The sequence below is a fragment of the Alicycliphilus denitrificans genome, from assembly GCF_044792555.1.
Classification (GTDB): Bacteria; Pseudomonadota; Gammaproteobacteria; order Burkholderiales; family Burkholderiaceae_C; genus Alicycliphilus; species Alicycliphilus denitrificans_A.
This window is the reverse complement of sequence record NZ_CP126238.1, coordinates 3854832-3881159: the sequence shown is the minus strand read 5'-3', so window position 1 is coordinate 3881159 and position 26328 is coordinate 3854832. Positions and strand designations below refer to the sequence as shown.

The following is a 26328-nucleotide window of genomic DNA, read 5'->3' as shown; positions in this document are numbered from 1 at the left end:
CGAGTGCTATTAAAGTAAAAGCGCCTATCGCCCGTGGCTTATGCCTGCGGAAGATGCTCGCGGATGGTCGCCGCCAGCGCGGCGATGCCGGTGTCGATCTGCGTGGCGCTGGCCGTCACGAACGACAGGCGCAGCGTGCGCTGGTCGCCGTGGTCGGCATAGAAGGCGGCGCCGGGCACGAAGGCCACGTTGCGCTCCACGGCCTTGGGCAGCAGCAGGGTGGCGTTCATGCCCTCGGGCAGGCGCAGCCACAGGAACATGCCGCCGGCCGGGCTGTTCCAGCGCACGCCCAGGCCGGCCATTTCGCGCTCCAGCGCGGCCAGCATGGCGTTGCGCTGCTGCTTGTAGAGCGCGCGAATGGTGGGCACATGGCGCTCCAGGAAGCCGTCCTTGAGCACCTCGGCGACGATGCGCTGGTTGAAGCTGGGCGTGTGCAGGTCGGCCGCCTGCTTGGCCTGCAGCAGCTTGGGATAGATCGCCTTGGGCGCCACCACATAGCCCAGGCGCAGGCCCGGTGCCAGCACCTTGGAAAAGCTGCCCAGGTAGATGCAGCCCTCGGGGTTGCGCGCCGTCAGGGGCGCGGGCGGGGGCTGGTCGAACCACAGGTCGCCGTAGGGGTTGTCCTCGATCAGCGGAATGCCCAGCTCGGCCGCCTTGGCCGAGATTGCCGCGCGGCGCGCCTCGCTCATGGTGCGGCCGGTGGGGTTCTGGAAGTTGGGCAGCAGGTACATGAAGCGCGCGCGGTCCGTGCCGCTGCCGGCCTGGGCCACGAAGTCCTCCACCAGCGGGCCCTCGTCGTCGCTGGCCACGCTGACGATGTGCGGCTCCATGGGCGTGAAGGCCTGCAGCGCGCCCAGGTAGGTGGGCGTCTCCACCAGCACGCGGCTGCCCGCGTCGACCAGCACCTTGGCCACCAGGTCCAGGCCCTGCTGCGAGCCGGTGGTGATCAGGACCTGGGCCGGGTCCACGTCCCAGGGCAGCCACTTGGCGACGGCCTCGCGCAGCGCGGGATAGCCCTCGCTGGCGGCGTACTGCAGGGCCGACTGGCCGTCATGCGAGAGCACGGTGGCGCAGGCCTGTGCGAATTCCTGCACCGGGAAGGTCTTGGGCGAGGGCAGGCCGCCCGCCAGGCTGATGATGCCGGGCTTTTCGGTCACCTTCAGGATCTCGCGGATCACCGAGGGATTCATCTTTGCGGCGCGTGCCGCCAGGGTCCAGTTCGTCATGGGTTCATCTCCAAAAGGCGCGCAAGGGGTAGTGCGCCATCCATCTGCTCAAAAAAAAATGCCGTTGTGCGGCGTTGCGCGGTCCCGCGGATAGGGGACTGCGCGCGCAGCATAACGCAAGCTCAATTCTCTACCGGCATGCGCCTGCCAATGGCCACGGTGGCCACCACCGCCACGGCAAATCCCAGCGTCACCATGTCCAGCGGCTCGCCCAGCAGCGGGATCGCCGCCAGGATCGAGAAGAACGGCTGCAGCAGCTGCGTCTGGCTCACGCGCAGCGCGCCGCCCAGGGCCAGCCCACGGTACCAGGCGAAGAAGCCGGCCCACATCGAGAACACGCCCACGTACAGGAATCCGCCCCAGGCCGAGGGCGCCACGGGCTGCGTGGGCCACAGCCACAGCGTGGCCGGCAGGGTGGCCGGCAGCGCCAGCAGGCAGACCCAGCAGATCACGCGCTCGGCACCCAGCGCGGGGGTGATGCGCGCGCCGTGGATATAGCCCACCGAGGCCGCCACCACCGCGCCCACGAGCAGCGCGTCGGCCGCCTCCAGGCTGAAGCCATGGCCCTGCTGCCAGCCGCGCAGCAGCGAAAACGCCACCACCAGCGCGCTGCCCAGCACCGCGCAGACCCAGAAGCCCAGGCGTGCGCGCTGGTGCAGCACCAGCGCGGCCACGCCCGCCGTCACCAGCGGCAGCAGCGCCGTGACCACCGCCGCGTGGCTGGCCGTGACGCTGCGCAGCGCATACGCCAGCAGCAGCGGGTAGCCCAGCAAGTTGCCCAGCACGGCCCAGCCCAGGTGCTTGAACTGCTGCGGCTGCGGGCGCGGCGAGCGCGTGACGAGCAGGAACGCGGCCGACAGCAGCCCCGCCAGCGCCGCGCGCCCCAGCGTGACGAACCAGGGCGAGAGCTGGGGCTGCTCGGCCGTGCCGGTGGCCAGCCGCGTGGCGGGCAGGGTGACGGCGAAGATCGCCACGCCCAGCACGCCGAGCCACAGGCCCAGGGTTTCGGCCCGGTGCGCGGGGTGCCCACCCCGGACGGTGGCGGGGGCGCTCATGCCGCCACCATCCACAGCGCCGTGGCTACCAGCACCAGCGCCATGGCGCGGTTGAACCACAGCAGGCGCCGCCCCTGGGCCAGCCAGTGGCGCAGCAGCGCGCCCATGGCGGCATAGGTGAAATTGCTGGCAAAGGCGAAGGCCGTCATCACCGGCAGCACCACGGCCAGGCGCTGCAGCTGGTCGTCTCGCCCCACGATCCAGCCGGCGACGATGGTCAGCGCCAGCAGCCAGGCCTTGATGTTCACGAACTGCAGGGCCGCGCCCTGCCAGAAGCCCACCGACAGGCGCGCCGCGTCGGCCTCGGACAGCCGGCCCGACTGCGCCAGCCTGAGCGCCAGCCACAGCAGGTAGCCAATGCCCACGGCCTTGATGGCCCAGCGCAGCGCCGGCACGGCCAGCACCATGGCGCCCAGCCCGAGCGCGCACAAGAGCAGCAGCGCGCACCAGCCCACGGGCACGGCCAGCACGAAGCGCATGGCCGCGGGCAGGCCGCGGTTGGCCGCCAGCGCCGTGGACAGCGTGGTGTTGGGGCCGGGCGTGAAGCTCATGGCGCTGGCCAGGACCAGCAGGGCGGTGAATTCAACCAGGGGCATGGGGGGCGGCAGGTTGCGGGGTAAAAGGCAGCACTGTAGTGAAAAAAAGGCTTGGCCATGTCCAAAGGGGCAACGCGACCGGCCGCGCGGCCTTGAGCTCCCTCGCCCAGAGGGCATAGGTCGGCACCGCTTTTTATGGAGTGATGTGCGCAACCGCTCGTTGATGATGAAAATGGCGGGCCAGGGACCTGTCTCAGAGGCACTCCTCTGCGCATCGTCATTCCCGCGAAGGCGGGAATCCATGGCCGCAGCGTGTCGCTGGCGCGGGCCATGCCGCGCCGTCACGCGCCGGAAAACACCCCCAGCCCCGCCAGCATGACCAGCAGGATCAACGCGGGCGTGACCCAGCGCAGCAGCAGGCACAGCAGCCGGGCCAGGGCGCGGTTGCCCAGCTCGCCGTGGTTCGACAGCTGCGCGGCGAACGCGCGTTCGCCCCAGGCCCAGCCGACGAAGAGTGCGATGGCGATGCCGCCCGCGGGCAGGAGCAGGTTGGAGGAGAGGTGGTCGGCCCAGTCGAACAGCGTGCGCCCACCGGGCCGGAACTGCGCCAGCGTGCTCTGGCTTAAAGCGCAGCCCGCGCCCAGCAGCACCAGCACCAGCAGCGTGAGCAGCGTGGCCCTGGGCCGCGTCAGGCCCCAGCGCTCGTGCAGGATGACCACCGGCACCTCCATGAGGGAGAGCATGGCGCCGGTGGCGGCGATGGCGGTGAGGATGAAGAACACCGCCAATAGCACCTGCCCGCCCGGAATCTGCGCGAACACCGCGGGAATGGTGATGAACACCAGAGCCGGCCCGGCCGATGGCGTAAAGCCGAAGCTGAATACCGCCGGGAAGATGGCCATGCCGGCCAGCAGCGACACCGACAGGTCGGCCAGCATGACGCGCGTGGCGGTGGCGGGGATGTTCTGGCTGGCCGTGAAGTAGCTGCCGTAGGTCATCATCGTGCCCATGCCGATGGACAGCTTGAAGAACGCCAGCCCCATGGCCGTGAGCACCACGGCGGGCGTGATCTTGTGCCACTCGGGCGCAAACAGGAAGGCCAGCGCCTGGGCCCTGCCCGGCAGCGTCAGGCTGTAGCCGCACAGCAGGAGCAGCAGCAGGAACAGCAGCGGCATGAGTTTCTTCGTCGCCGCCTCGATGCCGCGCGTGACGCCCAGCAGCAGGATGCCGCCTATGAAGGCCAGCACCACCCATTGCCAGACCAGCGACTGCACCGGGTCGGTGACCAGGGCGTCAAAGCTCGCCTGCGTCTGCGCCGGGTCGCTCGATAGCAGGCCGCCCGTGAGGGCCTTGGCGACATAGGCAAACACCCAGGCGACGACCTCGGAGTAGAACGACAGGATCAGGAACGCCGCCGCCATGCCCGCCATGCCTATCAGCCACCAGGGCGCGCCATGGGGCCTGAGCTGGCGCAGCGCCGAGATGGGGTTGGCGCGCGCCTGGCGGCCGATGGCGATCTCGGCCACCATCAGCGGCAGGCCGATGAGCAGTGTCGAGAGCAGGTAGACCAGCAGAAAGCCGGCACCGCCGTTGGCGCCGGTGAGGGTGGGGAACTTCCAGATATTGCCCAGGCCCACGGCCGAGCCCAGGGTGGCGGCCAGCACGCCCAGGCCGGAGGAAAAGCCGCCGCGCGTTGCGCCGGCGTTGGGGGAGGCGGTATGGGCGGGGCCGGAAGAGCCGGATGTGCTCATGATTTGATAGCTCCTTGCGCCCTTGGTGCGGGTGTTGCAAGCCTAATGGTGCGCAGCGGGCCGCTCCACGGCCAGTTCGGACAGCACGCGCAGCAGGGCGCGGTTGACGTATTCAAGCTCCAGCTCGTGCGCCTCGCACAGCTGGACTATGGCGCCGGCGTCCTCGCTCTCCAGTGCGCAGGCCAGCTCCAGGCTGGGGGCATAGGCGCCGGTGCGCAGCACGGTGGCGTTGAAGATGCGCTCGGACAGCGGCAGGCGGCGCAAGATGCTGCCCAGGGGCTCGCGCAGCAGCTCGTCGAGCTGCGAGAACAGGCCGCTCAGATACACCTCGCCGCGCAGGTCCTTGCCCACGCCGGATTCGAGCAGCTCCTCGGTCAGGCGTGCGCGCAGCACCATGGCCAAGCGTATCGGGCGCAGGTCGGGCTCGGTGCTGGCGTGCGGCAACTGTTCCGCCAGCCAGCGCGAGAGCGAGCCGTAGCCCATCATCACCAGGCCGCGGCGCAGCGAGTCCACCCCGGTGCGCAGGCCCAGCGCCGCGGAGTTGGTGTAGGTCATGAAGCGGTAGGCCAGCAGCGGGTCTTCGCCCAGGATCTGCTCGAAGCGGTCGATGGACTGCTCGTCGTCGATGGCCTTCAGGAGCCTTTGCACCACCTCGTGCGCGGGCTGCAGCGGCTGGTGGCGCAGGGCGTGCAGCACGTCCTCCATGGGCCAGCCGGCCACGGCCAGGGCGCCGCCCTGGCCCAGGCAATGCGTGAGCAGCGCGCGGCTGGCGATGTTGTCGTACATCTGCCCGGCGATCAGGGGGCTGCGCTGCTCGGCGACGGCGGCCTGCAGCGCCGCCATCGCGTCGCCCCCGGACAGCTGCAGCAGGCTGTTGTCAAACAGCCGCGCGGTGTCGGCGTCCGGCAGGTGGTGGAAGGGGCCGCGCCAGACCAGGCGCAGGCCGCGGCCATGGGCCTTTTCCACGGCCTCGCGGATGGCGGGCGCGGACAGCCAGTCGCCCGGCACCTCGATCCACGGCGCGCCGCGCGGCGCGTGCGCCAGCAGGTCCAGCAGCAGTTGCTGCGAGCGTGGCGCCAGCAGCAGCGGGGGCGAGGCCGCGCTCCACAGCTCCTGGATGGTGCGCAGCAGGTGCGCCGCGTCCACCAGCTGAGAGCCGTGGCCGTGCACGTACAGCTGCACGCCGGCGAGCTTGCGCGCGGCGTTCCACAGGGGCCGGTAGCCCAGTACCAGGCTGCCTAGAACGGATTGGACCATGGGGCGGGTTCAAGCATCGTGGCAAAGATTGACATTGTCATGCCGGCGCGGCGCTAGCCGTTGATGTAGTTGAACAACGACAGGCGCTGCACCTGGGCGTAGGACTTGAGGGCGGCCTCGTAGCCGATGTTGGCATTTTGAAACTCCGAGATGCCCTTGACCATGTCCAGATCCTCGGCGCGCGAGCGGTCGGCTTCCAGCTGGACGGCGCGCGTGTCCTGGTCGCCGGTGATGCGGTCGGCGCGGTTGAGCAGCTCGCCGGCATAGCCGCGCACGGTAAACAGGCGCTCCAGGCCGGCATCCATGTGCGCCAGCGCCTGCGTCACCACCTGGCTGCCCGAGGCGTCATTGCCGGCCTGCTTCAGGCCCTGGATGGCGGCGTCGATCGACTGCATCAGGCCGGGGCTGGGGGTCAGGGTGACCTGGTCGAACTGTACGGGCGTGCCCTTGAGCCCAAAGGACATGACCTTGTCCGCGCCTTCCATGATGTCGATGGCAATCGCCTGCCCCGGCGGGGTGGGGGCGCTGGTGAAAATGTCGGCGAAGATGCTGCCGTCTTTGTCGGTTTTGGTCAGGGTGTAATCGACCGTGGTGCTGCCGTCTGTCGGATCCACGGTGACGCTGTTGATATCCAGCTGATAGCTGGCGCCGTCCATCAGAGAGCGGTTGAATGTCTGCGCCGGGGTGCTGCTCAGCGTGCTGCCCGGGGCGTGTGTGACCTTGGCGTCGTAAACGCCGTCACGCACCGGGTCGAACATCAGTGCCGCATGTCCGTCCACGCTGCCGGCAATGGCCGTACCGCTGCTACCGGCCTGCCCGGGCAGGCCGTCGAACTGCAGCGCCCCGGCAAAGGGCTGCAGCGCGCTGCCCAGCGCGCCCAGCAGGGGCTGGCCGTTGGTGTCCTTGCGGTTGATGATTTCCTGCATCTGGTCGCGCAGGCTTTGCAGCTGGGTGGCGTAGGTGTTGCGATCGTTGCTGGTTTGCCCGCCGCGTCCGGCGGCCACCATCAGCTCGCGCATCTGCTGCACCATTTCGACCGCGTCGCCCAGGGTGGACTCGGCCAGCGCCATGGCATTGCGCTGGCTTTCCAGCTGGCGCTGCTCGGTCTTGATGCGCTCCATGCGCGTGAGGGCGCGCTCGGCCTGCGCCGCGGCCACCGGGTCGTCGCTGGCGCGCACCACGCGCTTGCCGGAGCTGAGGTTCTCCTGCAGGCCCACCAGCTGGCTCTGGCGCGCCCCCAGGTTGCGGATGGCGCCGTCATACATGTTGGCGGTGCTGACGCGGAAAAACGAGCTGCTCATGTCAAGTCCTTTCAGCGGCCCATGGACTGGATCAGGTTGTCGAAAATGTTCTGCGCAATCTGCAGCACCTTGGCCGCGGCCTGGTAGGACTGCTGGTACTGGATGAGCCTGGCAGCCTCCTCGTCCAGGTTCACGCCCGAGACGGCGGTGCGGTCGGCCTCCAGATTGTGCGCAATGGATTCCGACAACTTGGCCGCGTACTGTGCGCTTTGCGCCCGGGTACCCACCTGGGCCATCAGGCCGGCGTAGCCGTCGGAGAGGGTGGATTCGTCAAACATCTTCACGTCGCGCAGCTGCATCAGTGCCCCGGCATTGCCGGCGTTGCGGGTGTAGATGTCGCCGTGCAGCGGATCCGTGGCGTTGCCCACGGTGACCGTGTCGCCCGCCTTGGGCGAGCCCTGCAGCGTGATCTCCCAGCCGTCGATGGAGATCTTGTGCCCTGAGGTGTAGCTGTACGGCGGACCCGTCAGCGGCTCGGGCGGGGAGAGAGACATGTCTATCGGGTCTTCGGTGTGGCCCGTGAGCTCGAAGCCGCCGGTGCCATCAAAGGTCAGCGTTACCGGGGCGCTGGATGGTGTGGAGTAGAAATTTCCATCGGCGTAAACACCGCCATTCAGGTTGTTGAGTGCCGGGTCCCAGTGCTGCCCGGTGGCTTTCAGCCCTGCCAACTGCAGCGTGCCGCCATTGCCCTTGCCCATCTGTGCATTCACCGGGCTGGCGGCGGCCAGCTCGCGTGGCGAATGCACCAGGGCCTGCATGTCGGCTGCGGCCGTGGCAAAGGGTCTGAACAGCACGCGCTCGCCAGCCTGGCCGGCCGCTGTGAAGTCAAATGTTAGACCGTCAATCGGTGCGAGCCGCAGGTTGTTCAGATCGGTAAAGTCCGTGGCCTTGCCGTCGGACAGACGCACCACCTGGCCGGCTGGCGGCGTGGTAAAGCGCACCTCGTAGTCGGATGCGACTAGCTCTGTGGGCTTGAACTTGCTCGGGTCGCTCAGGTCGATGCTGCCCTTGGCCGAGCCGCTGGTCAGGCCATCGACCGCGGCCGGGGTATTGAACAGCGGCTTACCCCGCTGGCCATCGAGCGTCAGCCCCATGGACTGCTGGTAATTCATCGCCGTGCCGATGGCCAGCGCCATGCGCCCCAGCAGGTTGCGGCCCTCGGCCAGGTCGTGGTTGGCAAACTTCAGCAGGCCCGCGGTTTCGCCGCCGCCGAGCGTGCCCTCGCCGAGCTCCAGCGGCTCAGCGCCCTGGCGGTTGAAGAACAGCGCCATCTGCTGGCTGCCCGGAAACAGCTTCGATTCGCCCACCGAGACCGTCGAGGCCTGCTGCCCCAGCACCAGAGCCTGGCTGCCGCCGATGAAAATGCCCACGGTGCCGTCGCCGGCCGGGACCTGCGTGGTCTGGATGTATTGGTTCAGCTCGCGGATCAGTTGGTCGCGTTTGTCCAGCAGGTCGTTGGGCGCGTGGCCGCCGCCCATGGCGCGGGCGATCTGCTCGTTGACGTTGGCAATGCCCTTGGCCAGGTCGTTGATGGTGGTGGCGTTGTTGCGCAGCTGCTCGCCCACCGAGTAGGTGATCTCCTGCAACTGCTGGGCCGACGAGCGCACGCGCGCGGCCGTCTCGTCCATGCGCGCGAGCGTCACGGTGCGCGCCGTCAGGTCGGTGGGGGCGCTCACCACGTCGCCCAGCGAGTTGAGCATGTCGTTGATGGCGCTGCCCAGCCCGCTGGGGCCGCCGCTGAAGACGTTCTGCAGCTGCGCAAAGCGCTCGGTGCGCACCGTGTCGGCCGCCTGCACCGCCTGGGCCGCGGCCGCCTGGCGCGTGAGCAGTTCGTTGTGGTTGCGCAGGATGGTGGCCACGTTCACGCCCTTGCCGACGAAACCGGCGCCCGTGAACTGGCCGGGCACCGTCTCCATGGACACGCTCTGGCGCGAATAGCCGGCCGTGCCCACGTTGGCGATGTTGTGCCCCGTGGTCTGCAGGGCCACCTGGTTGGCGAGGAGGGCGCGTGCGCCGACGTTGAGCAGGCTCATGGTTCAGTGCCTTGTCATCAGGCCTGCGTGCCGCTGGCCCGGGCCAGCAGGGGCGAGCGCGCCACGCCCACGGTGCTCTGGATGGCGCGGCTGAGCTTGGTGGCGTATTGCGGGTCGGTGGCGTAGCCGGCCTTTTGCAGCTCGGAGGCGTAGGCCACGGCCGAATGGGTCTTGGCGCGCGCCTTCTCGTAGCGCGGGTTGTCGTTGATCAGGCGCGCGTAGTCCTTGAACGAGTCCTCGTAGGAGTCGTAGGCGCGGAACTTGGCCACCACCTTGCGCGGCGCGCCGTTGATGTACTCGGTGGTCGTTACCTCGGCCACCTTGCCGCTCCAGCCCTTGCCGGCCTTGATGCCGAACAGGTTGAAGGCGTTGCTGCCGTCCTTGTTGCGGATCTCGCTCTTGCCCCAGCCGGTCTCGTGCCCCGCCTGGCCCAGCATGAAGCTGGCCGGGATGCCGCTGCTCTGCGCCACGCGCTCGGCGGCGGCGCGGTGGTGCTGCACGAAATCGTCGCGCCCCTTGGGGCCGCGCGCGCGCGGGTTGTCCGCCGGGGCGCTCTTGCGCAGCGCGGCGTCCAGGCCCAGGGTGGAGCCGGGCACGAGGGCGGTCTCGCCGTCGCCGCCGAGTTGTTTGGACAGCTGGCGCTGTATGGCCTCGGACAGGCCGCCCGGCCGGCCCGACATCTGCACCGACAGCTGCTGGTCGAACAGGTCGTTCGCCAGGTTGCCCTCGGCGCCGTCCAGCAGGCCGGACTTCATGGTTGCCTCGCGCATGCTCTTGATGAGCTCGCGCATGAACAGCGATTCGAGCTGCTTGGCCGCCTCCTGCGTGGCGCCCTGGGTCGCCTGCGCATCGCCCTGGACGGCCTGGAACTTCAGGGCATTCAGCGAGCGCCCGTCCACGGCCAGCGCCTGGCGCGCGGTGCTCGTGCTGGCGCTGGACAGGGCGAAGCTCATCAAATCACCTCCAGCTCGGCATTCAGCGCGCCCGCCGCCTTGATGGCCTGCAGTATGGCCAGCAGATCCTGCGGGGTGGCGCCCAGGGCGTTGAGTGCGCGCACCACGTCCGACAGCTGCGGCGAAGCCGGCACCTGCATCACCTTGCCGCCGTCCTGCTGAATGGTGATGTCGCTCTTTTGCGCCACCACGGTCTGGCCCAGCGACAGCGGGTTGGGCTGGCTGATGACGGGCGTGCTGCTGATGGTGATGGACAGGTTGCCGTGGGCGATGGCGCAGGGCCCCAGCGTCACGGCCTGGTTCAGCACGATGGAGCCGGTGCGCGCGTTGATGACCACCTTGGCGGCGGGCGTGGAGTCGGGCAGCTGCAGCTCTTCGAGCTCGGCAATGAAGGCCACGCGTGCGTCCGGCTCCTGGGGCGCGCGCACCTGCACGGTGCGGCCGTTGAGCGCGGTGGCCACGCCCTGGCCGGCACGGGCGTTGATGGCCAGCGCCACCTTGCGTGCGGTTTGAAAGTCCGTGGCGTTCAGGTCCAGGGTGATGCTGTCGCCGTCGTGCAGCGGCGTGGGCACGCTGCGCTCGACCTGGGCGCCATCGGGGATGCGCCCGGCGCTGAGGTGGTTGATCTGCACCTTGGAGCCGCCGGCGGCGGCGCCGGCGCCGCCCACCACCAGATTGCCCTGGGCCAGGGCGTAGATCTGGCCGTCGGCACCGCGCAGCGGCGTGGCGATCAGCGTGCCGCCCTTGAGCGACTTGGCGTTGCCAATGGAGGACACGGCCACGTCGATCGTCTGTCCCGGCTGGGCAAAGGCCGGCAGCTGCGCCGTGACCACCACCGTGGCCACGTTCTTGAGCTGGGGCGTGCCCGCGCCCGGCGGCAGGGAGATGCCCATCTGCTGCAGGTAGTTGCTCATGGCCTGGGCCGTGAATGGCATTTGCGTGGATTGGTCGCCGGTGCCGTCCAGGCCCACCACCAGGCCGTAGCCCGACAGCTGGTTGCTGCGCACGCCTTGCACGGCCGCCACTTCCTTGATGCGCAGCGCCTGTGCCGGTGCGCTCAGGCCCAGGGCCAGCACCAGGGCCATGAACCAATGCAGCATGTGGAGTGGGGGCAAGGCTTTCATGGCGCCGATTGTGGGCTGCCATGGCCGAAACTAAAGCGTGAAAAGAGGGGGCTTGGGCCGGCTTATCCAAGCCCTGGAATCGTCTGCGCGGCCTTTCACTCCCTCCCCCGCTGGGGGCGGGCAGGGGTGGGGGCCAGCGATGGTTGAACTGGAATGCCGGCAAGATGCCGGCGCTCCGGCCCCCATCCCCGTCTTTCCCCGGTTTTGGTTGTTTTATGCTGATTAGGCACATGCCTCAGATCACCGTCATTCCGGCGAAAGCCGGAATCCAGGAGCCTCGCAGCACTCAAACCGCTGGATTCCGGCTTTCGCCGGAATGACGTGGCGTTTGTTGACCGAGTGCTGTCTGAGATATGTCGCTAATCAGGCTGTTTTATGTGAATTCTCCCGTGGATAAAGCGCAGAAAGCTATAAAAATAATAGCTTATTTGCGTTTCCTGGCGGCAGGCGCTAGGGCCTGCGGGCGGATGCAGTAGTAATGCCCATTGGGCACGCTGGCAATGTGGTTGGTGCGTACGCGGCCTTCGCCTTCCTGGGGCAGGGCCAGGTCGTACAGGCCGCCTTGTACGTGGTAGACGCGGGCCTCTTGCAGGCGTACGCCGCCGCCATAAAACCCGGCGGCGCCGGCCGCGTCCAGCTCGCTGGCGCTGGGCAGGCGGGCGCCTTGCGACAGGCAGTACTGCAGGGCGGCATCGCGCGAGACCAGGCGCTGGGCATGGCCGGGTGCGGCGGTGAGCCATTCGCTGCCGGGCAGCGGGTTGGCGAGTGTGGCAAAGCGCGTGCCCTGGAAATAGTCGAACAACTGGCGCGCCAGGGTCTCGGCCAGGGCCGGCGCCGGGGCCGTGGCGGTAAAGCTTTGCGAGGCGCCGCTCTTGAGCTTGACCAGCGTGGCCGTGGCCTGGATCAGTGCGCCGTCGAGCCGGGTGTAGGTGATGTAGGCGGCCAGGGTGACGCGCCCGGCCTTGGCCTTGAGTTCGTCCTGCGCCAGCGGGCGCTGCAGCTGCTCGGGCGAGATGTCGGCAAAGTCAAAGCGCAGCTTGGGCGTGCGCACATTGGCGTGGCGCGCCTGGGTGTCGAGCTCGGCAATCAGCTGGGCGTTGAGGCTGCGCCCCAGGTCGGCCAGGGCGGCGCGCTGGTGATGGGCCTGCAGGCTGTCCACGCCCTGCAGGGCGGCGGCCACCTTGGCCGGGTCGGCCTTGTCGGCGTGCAGGTCGGCAATCAGCTGGCGGTCTTGTGCGTACTCCGCCAGGTCCGAGGCGCGGATCACCGCGATGTTGGGCCAGACGACAAAGCTCTGCCCGGCCGGGTCACGAAAGTCCTGCGCCTGCGCCAGGCTGCTGCAGAGCAGCGCCAGCCCGGCGCCCAGGCGCTGCAGCCATATGGAGCGATGGGCCATTCAGAACGGCACCACGGTGTTGAACGCCCGCGCCAGCCAGCCCATGGCCTGGGCCTCGGCCTGTTCGCCCAGGCCGTGCGAGACCACGCGCACATTGGCCACGTAGCGTGAGTCGATGACGCTGCCGGTGTGGCCATCCTTGCCGCGACGCAGGTGGCGTGGATCGATGGTGCCGGAAAAGCGCAGCACATCGACGCTGCGGTTCACGCCCACCTGCTTCTCGCCGGCAATGACCAGGTGGCCATTGGGCAGCACCTGGGCGACGATGGCGGTGATGTAGCTTTCGAACTCGTTCTTGCTGGTGGTTTCGCCACCGCCCTTGAATTCACTCTTGTAGCCCGCGCCGAGCTTGCTGCGCTCGGCCACCTTGGCCCCGAGCTTCGGGGGCAGCAGCGGCAGCGCGCTGATGCCGCCCTCGTTCGAGGAGTCGCGGTCCACGTTAGAGCGGCTGTTCTGCTTGGCGTCGATCTTTTCCAGGATCTCGATGGTCACCATGTCGCCCACGTAGCGTGCGCGCTGGTCCTCGAAGGCCGGCCGGTAGCTGGCGGCCTGGAACAGGCTGCCGGTGGCCGGGCCGCTGGGCGCCGGCGTGACGAGCAACAGCGGCGGCGCGGTGGGCAGCACCTCCACGGGCGGGGCGGGGTTGAGGCTGGCGCAGCCGGTGGCCAGAGCGGCCAGGGCCAGTGCGCTCAGCAGGCGCGGCAGGCGGGTCATCGCGATGCTCCTCGTGGGTGTATTACAGCTGCGACAGCTTGGCCAGCATCTGGTCGCTGGTCTGGATGGCCTTGGAGTTCATCTCGTAGGCGCGCTGCGTCTGGATCATGGTGACCAGCTCCTCCACCACGTTGACGTTGGAGTTTTCCAGGAACTTGTGCCGGATTTCGCCCAGCGAGTTGGTGAGCGGTTCGCCCACCTCCGGCGCGCCGGAGGCCACGGTTTCGCGGAACAGGTTGTTGCCCATGGGCTCCAGGCCGGCGGGGTTGATGAAGTTGGCGAGCTGTATCCGGGGGCCGGGGGTGGTCACGCCGGCGCGCGTGACGGAGACCGTGCCGTCGGCGCCGATGTCGATCAGGTCGCCCCGTTGCACGGTGATCCCCGGCAGCACCCGCAGCCCGGCGGGCGTCACGACTTCACCGGTGGAGTTCAGCGTGAAGTTGCCGGCCCGCGTGTAGGCGGTCGTGCCGTCGGGCATCTGGACCTGGAAGAAGCCCTGGCCGTTGATCGCCATGTCCAGCTGGTTGCCCGTGTTTTCCAGGCCGCCCTGCAGGAAGTTGCGCGACGTGGAGCCGACGTTGACCCCCAGGCCCAGGTGCAGGCCCGTGGGCAGCTCGGCGTTGTCGCCGGACTGCGAGCCCACCTGGCGGTGGTTCTGGTACATCAGGTCTTCGAACACCGCGAAGTTGCGCTTGAAGCCGGTGGTGGAGACGTTGGCCAGGTTGTGCGAGACCACGTCCAGCTGCGTCTGCTGGGCGCTCATGCCGGTCTTGGCGATCCACAGGGAATTGATCATGGAGTTTCTCCTTGGGCAGGGCCTGCCGTCATTGCCGCGCAGGCGGGGATGACGGCCAGGCCTTAGCCATTGATGTTGAGCAGCTGGGCGGCGGCCTTGTCGTTGGTTTCGGCGCTGGTCAGCAGGCGCATCTGCTGCTCGAACTGGCGCGCCGCGGCGATCATGCCCACCATGGCATCCACCGGGTTCACGTTCGAGCCCTCCAGCGCGCCGGCCTGCAGCCGCGCCGTGTCGTCGTTGGCGATGGGCTCGCCCGAGGTGCTGCGAAACAGGCCGTCGTCGCCGCGCTGAAGCGGATCCTCCGCCTGGGGCGTGGCCAGCTTCAGCCGTGCCAGGGCCTGGGGCTGCTGGCCGGGCACCTTGGCGGTGATGCGGCCGTCCGGGCCCAGGGTCAGCTCGGCGCCCTGCGGCGCCATGATGGGCGCGCCGCCGTCCGAGAGCACGGGCAGGCCGGCGGGCGTGACCAGCTGGCCCGCGTTGGTGAGCTCGAAGCGGCCGGCGCGCGTATAGGCCTCGGTGCCGTCCAGGCCCTGCACGGCGAACCAGGCATTGCCCACGGCCATGGCGTCCAGGTTGCGGCCCGTGGTCTGCGCCGGGCCGGGGGTCTGGACATGGCCCGAGGTCGCCTCCAGCGCGAACACGCGCGTGGTCGAGCCGCTGCCCTGCAGCGGCACGGAGCGGAAGTTGGCCATCTCGGCGCGAAAGCCCTGGGTGGAGACGTTGGCCAGGTTGTTCGACAGCACCGCCTGCCTGTGCGCGGCGGCGTTGGCGCCGGTCATGCTGGTGTAGATCAGGCGGTCCATGGCGTGTTCTCCGGTTCAGGCCTGGTCAGCGCAGGTTCACGATGGTGGACATGACCTGGTCCTGTGTCTTGATGGTCTGCGCGTTGGCCTGGTAGGCGCGCTGCGCGGTCATCATGTTCACCAGCTCTGCCGTCAGGTCCACGTTCGATTCCTCCAGCGCCCCCGCGCGCAGGGCGCCAAAGTTGCCATCCGTGGGGGCGCCCATGGTCGGCTCGCCGGACTCGAAGGACTGCACCCAGTTGTTGCCGCCCACCGGGGTTAGGCCCTGGGCATTGCGGAAGCTGGCCAATGCCACCTGGCCCTCGGAGCGCGTCACGCCATTGGAGTAGCGCGTCAGGATGACGCCGTCGGGGCCGATGTTGATGCCCGTGAGCTGGCCGGAGGTGTAGCCGTTTTGCTGCAGGTCGGACACGGTGAACTTGGTGCCGAACTGGGTGACATTGGTCAGGTCCAGTGTGACGTCGAAGGGGGTGGGAGCATTCGGTGCAGCAGCGCCGGCATTGGGGTTGGCGGCGCTTGGATCGACGTTCAACGTCAATTGGAGGCCAGTGGCCGGTGGCGTGGGGGCAGGGGTGACCGAGGTGATCTGGCCGTTGCCATCGAATGTGATCGTCCTGGGGCCGCCATCAGGCTCTATGGTTTTATCTAGAGTGGTGTACACCTCCCATGTGTTGGGTGTCGCGCTCTTTTGGAAGTACAGACTCACGGCAGTGGCGACGCCCTGGCTGTCGTACACATTGACGGAGGTGCCATAGGTGGAGCGCGGCGTCGGTGGCGTGGTGCTGGCCGCAGCGGGTGCGCGCGCGTCCAGGTTGAAGGAGGCATCGATCCTGTCGGTCTGCTTGGCGGCAATAGGCGCCGCCGTGGGGAAGGTCAGCGGCGCGGGGGCGCTGGAGGTGCGCGTGCCGGTCACCGGGTCGGTGGGGTAGCCCATGACCTGGCTGCCATTGTTGGTGATCAGGTTGCCCGTGCTGTCGAGCTTGAAGTTGCCGGCGCGGGTGAAGGCCGGAGAGCCATCGGTCTGCTTGACGGCAAAAAAGCCGTTGCCGTTGATGGCCACGTCCAGGCTGTTGCCGGTGACGTTGATGTTGCCCTGGCTGAACTGCTGGGTAATGGCCTCCACCTCCACGCCAATGCCGGCGTTCATGCCGCCCGAAATGCCGATGGCCGAGGCCACCATGGCGGCGAATTCGCCGCGCGAGGATTTGAAGCCGGTGGTGTTGACGTTGGCGATGTTGTGGCCGATCACGTCCAGGTTCTTGGACGCGGCGTTCAGGCCCGAGAGTCCTTGTTGGAAGCCCATGATGTTCTCCTCGATGCTATTGAAGGGGTTGTTGCTTTAAATCACACCGCCGACCTGGGCGTAGTTCACGGTTTCGCCGCTCTCCAGGGTCAGCGTCAGCGCCCCGGCGTTGGAGCCCGTGGCCATCACCTTGGACTGCATCAGCGGCGTGGCGACCACTGGCTGGCCCTGGGTGCTGGCGGTGACTTGAAAGCGCAGCTCGGCCGGGTTGCCCTGGTATTGGCTGGCGTCCCAGTCGAACTGCTGGCGGCCCTTTTCCAAGGCGCCCAGCTCCAGGCTGTCCACCAGTACGCCGCCGGGGGTGACGATGTCCACCTTGACCTGGGCCGCGGCGTTGTCCAGCACGAATCGGCCCTGGCCCTGCTTGCCGTCGTCCAGTGCCAGGCGGTTGCCCTCCACCAGCACCGAGCGGCCAATCAGCGAAATGCCCTGGATCTGCTGCATGGTGCTGAACTGCTCGGCCATGGTCTGCATGCTCAGGTTCAGGGTCTGCAGGCCTGTCACCGTGTTGATCTGGGCCATCTGCGTGGTCATCTGCGCGTTGTCCAGCGGGTTCATCGGGTCCTGGTTGTTCAGCTGCGCCACCAGCAGCTTCAGGAAACGGTCCTGCATGGCGGCCGGGTCGGTGCTGGTGCTGCTGGAGCTGCCGTTCTTGTTGGTGGTGAGGGCGCCGGCATCCAGGGCGCTGGTGTCTATGGGGGAGATGAACATGGCGCTATTCCTTTTATTGGCCCATCTGCAAGGTCTTGAGCAGCAGCGACTTGGCCGTGTTCATGACCTCGACGTTGTTCTGGTACGAGCGCGAGGCGGAGATCATGTTCACCATCTCCTCCACCGCATTCACGTTGGCATGCGTCACATAGCCCTCGGCGTCGGCCAGGGGGTTTGCCGGGTCATGCACGCGCCGGCCCGGCGCGTCGCTTTCCTGGATGGTGCTGACGCGCACGCCGGCGGCGCCGTCCGGCCCCATGGGCGTGGTCTGGAACACCACCTGGCGTGCCTTGTAGGCCTGGCCGTCGGGGCCGGCCACGGCGTCCACGTTGGCCAGGTTGCTGGCCACGACGTTCAGGCGCTGCGACTGCGCGCTGATGGCGCTGCCCGAGACGTTGAAGATGGAGAACATGGACATGGCGGCGGCTCGCTTTCCTATTCCTTATTGGCCCTGGATGGCGCTGAGCATGGTCTTGGCGTTGCCGTTGATGAAGCGCAGCGTGGCCTCGTAGCGCACGGCGTTGTCCACGAAGGCGGCGCGCTCGCGGTCCATGTCTACGCTGTTGCCGTCCAGGCTGGGCTGGGTCTGCAGGCCGTAGCCGAGTTGGCTGTCCGAGCTGCCGCTGGCAGCGGCCGGCAGCGGCATGTGGCGCGCATCGCTCACGCCCTGCTGGCGCATGCCGCCGCCGGCCTGCAGGTTCTGCGCGGCGCGCATGGCGTCGGCGAACTTGAAGTCGCGCGCCACATAGCCAGGGGTGTCGGCGTTGGCGATATTGCTCGCGATGGTGCGCTGGCGCTCGGCACGCAGCAGCAGCGCGTTGCCGTGAAAGTCCAGTCGCTGGGTCATCTTGTCGAGCATGGTGGCCTGCAGTGTTGGTGGTGAAGGGCTTGGGTGCCACGTCCCGGGGGGCTTGGTGGCGTGCGTCGATTATGGAAATGCCCGCGCTTTTCTAAAGTGCGAAGAAAGCGGGTATTGCTGCGTTGTTTGGCGCTTCACGCGGGCCGGGTGCCACCTACAGTGACGGCTGAGAAACGGCGCCCACAGTCATCGGGTGCCGTCCCTGTTTGCCGGAGCCTTGCCATGCCGCCTTTTGTGTCCCGCCGCCTGCGTCCTGCCGCCCTGTTGCGCCTGTCCTTCCTGGTGCTGGTGGCCGCCCTGGGGCTGCCGGCCCAGGCCCAGCACGACCAGACGCCGGAGCTGGGTGCCATTACCCAACGCTGGCTGGACGCGGCGCTGGCCCAGGCCCCGGCGGGCGCCCTGCCGCTGCGCCTGGAGGTGAGCATGGGCCAGCTTGACACGCGCCTGCGCCTGGCCGCCTGCGCCCGCGTCGAGCCCTATCTGCCTGCCGGTGCGCGCCTGTGGGGGCGCACGCGCCTGGGGCTGCGCTGTCTGGACGGGGCGGTGCGCTGGAACGTGTTCCTGCCCCTCACCGTCAAGGCCTACGGGCCCGCCTGGGTGCTGTCCGGCAACGTGGCCGCAGGTGCGGTGCTTGCCGAGCAGGACGCCATCGAGGCCGAGGTGGACTGGGCGGCCGAGAGCGCCGCCATCGTCGCCAACCCCCAGGCCTGGGTCGGGCGGGTCGCCGCCAGGCCGCTGGCTGCCGGCCAGGCGCTGCGCCAGAACATGGTGCGCGCGCCCGACCTGTTCAAGTCAGGCGCCCAGGTGCGCGTGGTGGCGCAGGGGCCGGGCTACGCGGTCACCGCGTCGGGCCAGGCCCTGAGCGCCGGTAGCGAGGGGCAGAATGTGCGCGTCCGCATGACTAGTGGCCGGGTGATAGCCGGCATTGTGCTTGAAGATGGGACAATAGAGGCTGCTTTATGAGTCATTGCGCCGCATAAAGCGCTAAAGTCCGCCCTCCACTGGCCGAAAACATGGCTACTGGCCCTGCAGCTGCGCGGGGCCGTGGAGAGTGTGATGAAAATAGGAAACAACCCGGATACCGCGAACCTCTTGTCGCAGGCCGCTGCCGCCAGGCAACAGGCCAAGGCGGCAGCGCCCGCGCCGGCCGCCGAGGCTGCCGCCCAGAGTGCATCGCGTGCCGCCGCAGGGGTTCCCGTCACGCTGTCGTCGGCTGCACGTGGCGTGGACGCAGGCCGCAGTACGGCCGACTTCGATGCCGGCAAGGTCAAGGCCGTCAAGTCCGCCATAGAAAACGGCACCTTCAAGGTCAATGCCGAGGTGGTGGCCGACAAGCTGCTGTCCAACGCACACGAAACCCTGTCGCGCTCGCGCGGCTGATCCATTACGCCTGGTGGGTGACGGGCGCTAGACTTGGCCCATGTCGCTCGACAACACCCTTTCCCTCATCGAAGCGCAGCTGCAGGAGATGCAGACTGCGCTTTTGTCTTCCGACCCCCAGATCCTGGAGCAAACCGCCACGCAGCTGCGCCAGGCGGCCATGACCCTCGCGCAGGCCCTGGGCGCGGGGGTGCCGGCCGGGGTGGCCCGGCGCGTACAGGCCATCGCCCAGCAGCTGAACCTGGTGCGCAACCAGCTGGCGCGCGTGCTGGCACTGACCGAACGGCAGGCGGCGTCGCTGTTGCCGCCGGTGGAGGGGGTGACCTATGGGCCTTCCTTTGGTGCGAAGGGGGCAAGGATCTATCGGGCGCCTGGGTGATTTTTTACGGTTAATTCTTTTCTAACGCTTTGTGGTCGTGCGTTGGTAGCTCTTCTTTTTGAGGGTGACTGGCCGGGGCGAGACCCGGTTAGCCACCCTCAAAAAGAATAGCTATAAACACAAACCCACAAAGCGATGGTGCCAAAAAATATCAAGTAGCGATTCCCGTTGATTCGCCGCTGCTGTGGATCGCTTTCGCGGGGATGACGGTGGCGCTCTTTTCAACAGGAATCGCTGTTTGAGCCCAACAACCCTCAATGCCCCCGCATCTTGGTCCGCAGCCGTGCGATCGCCTGGCTGTGCAGCTGGCATACGCGCGACTCGGTCACGCCCAGCACGGCGGCGATTTCCTTCAGATTCATGTCGTGCTCGTAGTACATGCCCATGATGTGCTGCTCGCGCTCGGGCAGGGCCTTGATGGCCTGCACCAGCGAGGCGCGCAGGCGCTGGTCGCGCAGCACGGCCATGGGGTCGGCGCCCTCGTCGGCGACATGGCGGTCCAGGAAGCCTTCCTCGCCCTCGTCGCTGCGGCTCATGTCCTCCAGGTACACCAGCTGGGTGCCGCGCACCTTGCCCAGCAGGGCCTGGTAGTCCTGCAGGCTCAGGCCGAGCTCGGCAGCGATCTCCGACTCTGCAGGGCTGCGGCCCAGGCGCTGCTCCACGCGGTGCAGGGCCTGCTCGATGTCCTTCTGGCTCTTGCGTGAGCTGCGGCTCATCCAGTCGCCGTCGCGCAGCTCGTCGAGCATGGCGCCGCGGATGCGCTGGCTGGCAAAGGTCTCGAACTGCACGCCCTGCGTGACCTCGTAGCGCGAGAGTGCGTCGTTCAGGCCGATCAGCCCCACCTGGATCAGGTCGTCGAGCTCCACGTTCGGTGGCAGCTTGGCAATCATGTGGTGGGCGATGCGCCGCACTAGCGGCACATGCTGGTGGAACATGGCGTTGCGGTCGAGCTGGCCTTTGGCGGTGTACATCGGGTCAGTGGCTCCGATCCAGGGGCGTGGCGCTGGCACGGGCGCCACGCGCGTGCAGCAGCGGCATGGCGGTGTCCAGAGTGCCTGCATTTTCCATCAGCTGCAGGGCCAGGCGCTGTATGTCCTGGGCTCTTGCGGCGGCCACCGTGGTGGTGTGAATCTGCTGGCACAGGTGCTTGTGGGCGCTGCGCTGCAGCGTGGCCAGGGCCTCGGCGGTCTGGCGTGGCTGTGTGCCGGACTGCGGCGGCACGATGGCGGCCACCGTGCAGCGCACGCCCGCGTGCAGCGCCATATGCTTGAGCTGGCGGTAGCTGCGCACCATGCCCTGTGCGCCCGGGCCGGTCATGACCAGCGGTATGCTGGCGCTGCCTAGCAGCAGCGGCGCGAGCTGCTCGGGCGGGGCGTACAACACTACGGCGGCGTAGCCGCGCAGCAGCGGTTGCAGGCGGTGCATGGCCGCGTTGTTGCCGAGTTGCGCCTGGCCGGCCAGCCATGCCAGGCCGCGCGCGGCGGGCAGCACGGCCAGCGAGTGGCCGCCGGTAGCACCGTCCAGCGCCTCGGCGCCGGACCAGGGCCGCGTGCCCAGCAGCTGTGCCAGGCCCGGGCTGTGGTGGCTTTCCAGGGCCGTGCCATCGAGTACCGCCACCGGGTAGCCCAGGCGTTGCAGGTGCGCGCACAACTGCCATAGCAGTTCCAGCCAGGGGCCGCCGTCGGGCTGGCTGACCACGGGCAGCAGGCGCAGTTCGCGCTCTGGCGTGTAGTTGTGCAGGCCCAGGGCCTGGTGCACGGCGGTGTCAAGCAACATGGGCCAGTCCTTGTTCGTGGGCCGCTTCGGTGGCGGGCGAGAAGAAGAAGTTGAGCTCTTCCACCTTGGGGTCGAAGGCCGAGCTGACCCGGCTGCGCATGGAGCTGGCGACCAGCCGGTGCGCATCGGCGCTCTCCCAGTCTTCGGGCACGCGCTGGCCGTTGGTCACGCCGCGCAGCTCCAGCTGGTGGCGGATCAGCGCGTCCAGCGCCGGGCCCAGCTTCACGGCCTCGTCCACCTTGGACAGGATGGCCTGCTGCGCGCCGCTGGTCTTGAAGGCGCCGAGCACGTCGTCCAGCGTGTCGCCATGGCTGCTGGCGTTGAGCACCAGCAGGCGCTGCACCCCGGGCAGGTCCAGCACCTCCAGCAGTTCGCGCCGGCGCGGGTCGCGCGGCGCCACGCCCGTGGTGTCTATGAGCACCATCTTCTTGCCGGCCAGCAGGCCCAGCAGGTCCTGCAGCGCGGCGCGGTCATGCGCCAGGTGGGCCACCACGCCCAGCATGCGGCCGTAGCTGCGCAGCTGCTCGTGTGCGCCCACGCGGTAGGTGTCCAGCGTGATCAGGCCCACGCTGCCCGGGCCGTGGATGCGCGCGCACAGGGCGGCCAGCTTGGCCGTGGTGGTGGTCTTGCCCACGCCGGTGGCGCCCACCATGGCGTAGATGCCGCCCTGTTCGTACAGCGGCTGCTGCACGGCGTCGGTGCGCAGGTTGCGCTCCAGCACCTCCATGAGCCAGCGCACGGCCTCCTGGGCGCCCAGCTGCTCGGGCAGGTGCTCCAGCAGGGCGCGCGACAGCGCCGGCGAATAGCCCGCGCGTATGAGCTTGAGCATGAGCTGCGACTGGATCGGGTTCTGGCGCGCCTGGCCCAGCCAGGCCAGGGTGTTGAAGCGGTCTTCGATGAGGTCGCGCATGGACTGCAGTTCCTTCATCAGGTGCTGCTGCCCCGCGCCTGCGGCCAGCGTGGGGGCGGCGGCGGCCGGGCTTTCGGCGCGGCGCGGCGCGAGCTGCTCGGCCCCCAGGGCGGCATGCATGGCGCGCAGCGGGTTGTGGCGCACCACGGGCATGGCCTGGGGCTGTGCGGCAGGTTGGGGGGCGGCTTGCTGCAGGGCCGGTTCGGGCTGGCGCTCGAAGGCCCGCTCGAACTGGGGCTGGGGCAGGCCGCGCTCCAGCGCCGCGCGCTCGCCCAAGGAGGCGGGGGCGGCGCCGTGCAGCGCCTCGTGGCGGCGGCGCAGCATGCGTTCGCGCACATAGTCCTGGAACGACAGCGTGCTCATGGCCAGCTGCTCCGTGTCGTTGGCCACGGTGTTGCGCTCGGGCGCAGCGGCGCTCTCGGGCGCAGGCCGGGGCTGCTCCTGGGGCCTGCGCGCCGGCTTGGCCGCGGCCATGTCGTCGGCGCGCTCCTGCAGGCGGCTGGCGGGGGCGCGGCCGGCGTCGCCCTGCAGGCTGGACGACAGTGCCTCCTCGGCCGTGGCCATCACCTCCACGCCGTCTGCCGTGGGGCGGTTGGACAGGATCAGCGTGCCCTCGCCGAAGGCCATGCGCGCCTTGGCCAGGGCCTCGCGGGCGGTGGGGGCGGTAAAGCGTTTGATGTTCATGACGAGGCACCTTGGAGGATGGGTCCGATGCGGATGGTGTGGGTTTCAGGAATCTCGCTGTGCGCCAGCACCTGCAGGCGCGGCGCCACGCGCCGCACCAGGCGGGCAATGGTGCCGCGGATGGCATCGGGCACCAGCAGGCAGGCGGGCATGCCCAGCTCCTCCTGCTTGAGCGCCACCTCGGCCGCCTTCTGCGTGAGCAGGTCGGCTACGCCGGGGTCCAGCGCCGGGCCGTTGGCGTTGGCCAGGGCCTGCACCAGCAGGCGTTCCAGGCCGGGCTCGATGGCGATCACGCTCAGCTCGCGCGTGGGGCCGTAGATCTGCTGCACGATGGCCGGCGCCAGGGCGATGCGCACACGCCGCGCCAGTTCGGCGGGGTCCTGCGTGCTGCCGGCATGCTCGGCCAGGGTTTCGATGATGGTGCGGATGTCGCGGATGTGCACGGACTCTTCCAGCAAGAGCTGCAGCACTTTCTGGAACGTCGTGATCGAGACCATCTTGGGGACTACTTCTTCTATCAGTTTCGGGGCCAGCTTGGCCACATGCTCCACGAGTTGCTGCACCTCGGTGCGCGACAGGAGCTTGGCGGCCTGCACTTGCATCAAGTGTGACAAATGCGTGGCCATCACGGTTTCCGGATCAACCACGGTAAAACCCGCCATTTGTGCCGCTTCCTTCTGCGCCGCATCAATCCAGTGCGCGGGCAGGCCGAAGGCCGGGTCGGTCGTGGGCGTGCCGATCAGCGGCGTGCTGATGCCGCCTGGGTTGATCGCCAGGAACATGCCGGGGAAGGATTCGCCCTCGCCCACCACCACGCCGCGCAGCAGCACGCGGTAGGCGCTGGGCTTGAGCTCCAGGTTGTCGCGCACATGCACGGCGGGCGGCAGAAAGCCGACTTCTTGCGCGAACTTGCGCCGCACACCCTTGATGCGCGTCAGCAGGTCGCCCTGGCGGTTCTTGTCCACCAGCGCGATCAGGCGGTAGCCCAGCTCCAGGCCCAGCAGGTCCACGGGCTGCAGGTCGTCCCAGCTGGCCTCGCCATCGCCCATCGGGGGCGGCGGCGCCTCGGGCACCATGGCCGCCTGCTTCTGGCGCTGCAGCAGCAGCCAGGCGGCCCAGGCCAGACCGCTGCCCATGATCAGGAACACGGCGTGCGGCATGCCCGGTATCAGGCCCAGCAGGATCAGCACGCCCGCGGTCACGCCCAGCACGCGCGGCGACATGAACAGCTGCTGCACGATCTGCTGGCCCATGTCCTTTTCCTTGCCCACGCGCGAGACCACCATGGCCGCAGCCACCGAGATCAACAGGCCCGGAATCTGCGCCACCAGCGCATCGCCCACCGCCAGCAGGATGTAGCTGTTGGCCGCATCACCCGCCGACAGCCCGTGCGAGAGCATGCCGATGGCAAAGCCGCCGACGATGTTGATGAGCAGGATCAGGATGCCGGCCACGGCGTCGCCGCGCACGAATTTGCTCGCGCCGTCCATGGAGCCGAAGAAATTGGCCTCCTCCTGCACCTCGGCGCGGCGGCGCTTGGCCTCCTTCTCGTCGATCAAGCCGGCGTTCAGGTCGGCGTCCACCGCCATCTGCTTGCCGGGCATGGCGTCCAGCGTGAAGCGCGCCGAGACCTCGGCGATGCGCTCCGCGCCCTTGGTCACGACGACGAAGTTGATGACCACGAGGATGGCGAACACGATCAGGCCCACGGCGAAGTTGCCGCCGATCAAGAAATGGCCGAAGGCCTCGATCACCGCGCCGGCCGCGCCCGGGCCGGTGTGGCCTTCGAGCAGCACCACGCGCGTGGAGGCGACGTTGAGCGACAGGCGCATCAGCGTGGTCAGCAGCAGCACCGAGGGGAAGGCGGCAAAGTCCAGCGGCCGCAGCATGTAGGCCGCGACCATCATCACCATCAGCGCCACGGCGATGTTCAGCGTGAAGAAGGTATCGAGCAGCCAGGCCGGAATGGGCAGCACCATCAGCGCCAGGATGGCCACCACCAGCAGCGGCGCCGCCAGGCCCTGCAGCGCCGAGCCGTGGGCGCCGGCCCACTGCCGCATGAAATGGAGCGGGGAGGACGTCGTCATAGCTTATCTAGCGGATTGGCCGCCGCGCCGTCTGCCGTGGTGGCGGCCGCGCTCTTGTGGTGCGGATCGAGCTCGGGCGGAATGTGTGCATCGGGCACGGGCTGCTCGCCCGGCATGCCGCCCTCGCCGCGCAGCGCCGCCTTCAGGCGGTACACATAGGCCAGCACCTGGGCTACGGCCGTGTACAGCTGGGTGGGGATGGGCTGCTCCAGCTCGGCATGGGCGTACAGCGCACGCGCCAGCATCGGCGACTGCAGCACCGGCACGCCGTGCTGCTGCGCCAGCTCGCGGATCCTGAAGGCCAGCAGGTCCGTGCCCTTGGAGATGACTTGCGGCGCGCCCATGGCTGCCTCGTCGTACTTCAGGGCCACGGCGTAGTGCGTGGGATTCATGACCACGAAGTCGGCCTTGGGCACGGCGCTGATGCTGGCGCGGTCGGCAATCTCGCGTGCCCTTTGGCGCTGGCGGCCCTTGAGCTGCGGGTTGCCGTCCGACTCCTTGTGCTCCTGCTTGACCTCTTCATGGCTCATCTTCAGGCGCCGCTTGAAGAAAAACGCTTGCAGCGGCACGTCGATCACGGCAAACACGAACACCACCAGCAGCAGCAAGGCCATGCCCGAGACGATCCACTGCCCCGCGTGGGCCAGCGCCATGGGCGAGGGCTGCAGCACCAGCGCTGCCATCTTCTCGATGCTGCCGCGCATGTAGCGCCAGGCGACAAAGCTCAGGATGCTGGTCATCAGCACCATCTTGGCCACGTTGGTCAGCTGCTGCTTGGAAAACAGGTTGGCAAAGCCCGACAGCGGGTTGAGCCGGTTGAACTGCGGGGTGATGGGTTTCAGGCTGAAGATCCAGCCGCCTGCAGCGATGCTGCTCAGCAGTACCGCAGTGTTGGTGAGCAGGGCAAACGCCAGGCTGGCCAGCAGGCCTATGCCGGTGACGGTCTGCAGGCGCGTCAGCATCTGGCCCGTGGCCTGCACGGTGGCGGCGTCGAACGCCAGCTGCTGGCGTAGCGCGCGCTGCAGGTATTCGACAAACCAGGGCGCCAGCACCAGCAGCGCCAGGGCCCCCACGCCCAGAATCGCCAGATGCGACAAATCCCGCGAGCGCGCGGCCTGGCCGTCGCTGCGTGCCTTTTGCAGCTTGCGCTCGGTGGCGGGGAGTTGTTTGTCTTGGCTGGAACTCATGGCGGCATGACTAGAGGGTCAGGCCATTGTCGGGAGGCGGGAGAAAAGCTAAAGCCCGAATAAAGGGGCTGGGGCGGTGTTATTCACGGCGGCTCTTGCTCCTTCCC

General features: G+C 68.4%; 25 protein-coding genes. 3 read left to right on the top strand and 22 right to left on the bottom strand.

All coding sequences use genetic code 11. The features are described from left to right. Window positions 1-38: 38 nt before the first annotated feature. The 17 genes from P7644_RS18405 to flgB form a co-directional block, all read right to left on the bottom strand. A complete protein-coding gene (locus P7644_RS18405; protein WP_404300694.1) occupies window positions 39-1226 on the bottom strand; it encodes a PLP-dependent aminotransferase family protein in 1188 nt (395 codons plus the stop codon). Between the two features lie 122 nt (window positions 1227-1348). After that, window positions 1349-2281 carry a DMT family transporter gene (locus P7644_RS18400; protein ID WP_404300693.1) on the bottom strand — a complete coding sequence of 311 codons (933 nt, stop codon included), beginning with the start codon at window positions 2279-2281 and terminating at the stop codon, window positions 1349-1351. Beyond that, window positions 2278-2877: a LysE family translocator gene (locus P7644_RS18395; RefSeq protein WP_404300691.1), complete on the bottom strand. Its 600-nt coding sequence runs from the start codon at window positions 2875-2877 to the stop codon at window positions 2278-2280. Before P7644_RS18395 ends, P7644_RS18400 begins: the two co-directional genes overlap by 4 nt. A gap of 281 nt (window positions 2878-3158) precedes the next feature. Beyond that, a complete protein-coding gene (locus tag P7644_RS18390) occupies window positions 3159-4568 on the bottom strand; it encodes a sodium-dependent transporter (RefSeq protein ID WP_404300690.1) in 1410 nt (469 codons plus the stop codon). A gap of 42 nt (window positions 4569-4610) precedes the next feature. Then, window positions 4611-5825 carry an HDOD domain-containing protein gene (locus P7644_RS18385; protein ID WP_404300689.1) on the bottom strand — a complete coding sequence of 405 codons (1215 nt, stop codon included), beginning with the start codon at window positions 5823-5825 and terminating at the stop codon, window positions 4611-4613. 53 nt (window positions 5826-5878) lie between these two features. Next, window positions 5879-7126 (bottom strand): flagellar hook-associated protein FlgL, encoded by a 1248-nt coding sequence (gene flgL, locus P7644_RS18380; RefSeq protein WP_404300688.1) that lies wholly within the window; start codon window positions 7124-7126, stop codon window positions 5879-5881. An 11-nt stretch (window positions 7127-7137) separates the two neighbouring features. Continuing rightward, window positions 7138-9159 (bottom strand): flagellar hook-associated protein FlgK, encoded by a 2022-nt coding sequence (gene flgK / locus P7644_RS18375; RefSeq protein ID WP_404300687.1) that lies wholly within the window; start codon window positions 9157-9159, stop codon window positions 7138-7140. Window positions 9160-9176: 17 nt separating this feature from the next. Then, the gene (flgJ, locus tag P7644_RS18370; RefSeq protein ID WP_404300686.1) at window positions 9177-10112 is read right to left on the bottom strand and encodes a flagellar assembly peptidoglycan hydrolase FlgJ; all 936 of its coding nucleotides are present in this window, start codon (window positions 10110-10112) and stop codon (window positions 9177-9179) included. Then, entirely contained in the window at window positions 10112-11236 is a 1125-nt protein-coding gene (locus P7644_RS18365; protein WP_404300685.1) for a flagellar basal body P-ring protein FlgI, read from the bottom strand. Before P7644_RS18365 ends, flgJ begins: the two co-directional genes overlap by 1 nt. Window positions 11237-11660: 424 nt before the next feature. Continuing rightward, entirely contained in the window at window positions 11661-12632 is a 972-nt protein-coding gene (locus P7644_RS18360) for a hypothetical protein (protein WP_404300684.1), read from the bottom strand. Beyond that, entirely contained in the window at window positions 12633-13346 is a 714-nt protein-coding gene (locus tag P7644_RS18355; RefSeq protein WP_404300683.1) for a flagellar basal body L-ring protein FlgH, read from the bottom strand. It abuts the gene before it with no gap. A gap of 22 nt (window positions 13347-13368) precedes the next feature. Continuing rightward, complete coding sequence (gene flgG, locus P7644_RS18350; RefSeq protein WP_404300682.1) at window positions 13369-14142, bottom strand: flagellar basal-body rod protein FlgG; 774 nt, start codon at window positions 14140-14142, stop codon at window positions 13369-13371. Between the two features lie 62 nt (window positions 14143-14204). Next, entirely contained in the window at window positions 14205-14945 is a 741-nt protein-coding gene (gene flgF / locus P7644_RS18345; RefSeq protein ID WP_404300681.1) for a flagellar basal-body rod protein FlgF, read from the bottom strand. Window positions 14946-14970: 25 nt separating this feature from the next. Then, the gene (gene flgE / locus P7644_RS18340) at window positions 14971-16248 is read right to left on the bottom strand and encodes a flagellar hook protein FlgE (RefSeq protein WP_404300680.1); all 1278 of its coding nucleotides are present in this window, start codon (window positions 16246-16248) and stop codon (window positions 14971-14973) included. 36 nt (window positions 16249-16284) lie between these two features. Beyond that, the gene (locus P7644_RS18335) at window positions 16285-16959 is read right to left on the bottom strand and encodes a flagellar hook assembly protein FlgD (protein ID WP_404300678.1); all 675 of its coding nucleotides are present in this window, start codon (window positions 16957-16959) and stop codon (window positions 16285-16287) included. A gap of 13 nt (window positions 16960-16972) precedes the next feature. Then, complete coding sequence (gene flgC, locus P7644_RS18330; RefSeq protein ID WP_404300677.1) at window positions 16973-17377, bottom strand: flagellar basal body rod protein FlgC; 405 nt, start codon at window positions 17375-17377, stop codon at window positions 16973-16975. A 24-nt stretch (window positions 17378-17401) separates the two neighbouring features. Further along, complete coding sequence (flgB, locus tag P7644_RS18325; protein WP_404300676.1) at window positions 17402-17818, bottom strand: flagellar basal body rod protein FlgB; 417 nt, start codon at window positions 17816-17818, stop codon at window positions 17402-17404. Between the two features lie 222 nt (window positions 17819-18040). Between flgB and flgA the strand changes: the two genes are divergently transcribed. The 3 genes from flgA to P7644_RS18310 all read left to right on the top strand — a co-directional run bounded on the left by flgA (window position 18041) and on the right by P7644_RS18310 (window position 19577). Next, entirely contained in the window at window positions 18041-18781 is a 741-nt protein-coding gene (flgA, locus tag P7644_RS18320) for a flagellar basal body P-ring formation chaperone FlgA (protein ID WP_404300675.1), read from the top strand. A gap of 93 nt (window positions 18782-18874) precedes the next feature. Beyond that, window positions 18875-19198 (top strand): flagellar biosynthesis anti-sigma factor FlgM, encoded by a 324-nt coding sequence (flgM, locus tag P7644_RS18315; protein ID WP_404300674.1) that lies wholly within the window; start codon window positions 18875-18877, stop codon window positions 19196-19198. Window positions 19199-19238: 40 nt separating this feature from the next. Beyond that, entirely contained in the window at window positions 19239-19577 is a 339-nt protein-coding gene (locus tag P7644_RS18310; protein WP_404300673.1) for a hypothetical protein, read from the top strand. A gap of 254 nt (window positions 19578-19831) precedes the next feature. Here the strand turns inward: P7644_RS18310 and P7644_RS18305 are convergent, their stop codons facing one another. The 5 genes from P7644_RS18305 to P7644_RS18285 are packed head-to-tail and all read right to left on the bottom strand — an operon-like array spanning window position 19832 to window position 26221. Continuing rightward, the gene (locus P7644_RS18305) at window positions 19832-20548 is read right to left on the bottom strand and encodes an RNA polymerase sigma factor FliA (RefSeq protein WP_404300672.1); all 717 of its coding nucleotides are present in this window, start codon (window positions 20546-20548) and stop codon (window positions 19832-19834) included. A gap of 4 nt (window positions 20549-20552) precedes the next feature. Continuing rightward, window positions 20553-21353 carry a hypothetical protein gene (locus P7644_RS18300; RefSeq protein WP_404300671.1) on the bottom strand — a complete coding sequence of 267 codons (801 nt, stop codon included), beginning with the start codon at window positions 21351-21353 and terminating at the stop codon, window positions 20553-20555. Beyond that, a complete protein-coding gene (gene flhF / locus P7644_RS18295; RefSeq protein WP_404300670.1) occupies window positions 21343-22947 on the bottom strand; it encodes a flagellar biosynthesis protein FlhF in 1605 nt (534 codons plus the stop codon). The genes P7644_RS18300 and flhF overlap by 11 nt, the downstream gene beginning before the upstream one ends. After that, window positions 22944-25034 carry a flagellar biosynthesis protein FlhA gene (gene flhA / locus P7644_RS18290; RefSeq protein WP_404300669.1) on the bottom strand — a complete coding sequence of 697 codons (2091 nt, stop codon included), beginning with the start codon at window positions 25032-25034 and terminating at the stop codon, window positions 22944-22946. Before flhA ends, flhF begins: the two co-directional genes overlap by 4 nt. Further along, window positions 25031-26221, bottom strand: coding sequence for a flagellar biosynthesis protein FlhB (locus P7644_RS18285; protein WP_404300668.1), 1191 nt, complete (start codon window positions 26219-26221; stop codon window positions 25031-25033). The genes flhA and P7644_RS18285 overlap by 4 nt, the downstream gene beginning before the upstream one ends. Between the last annotated feature and the right edge of the window lie 107 nt (window positions 26222-26328).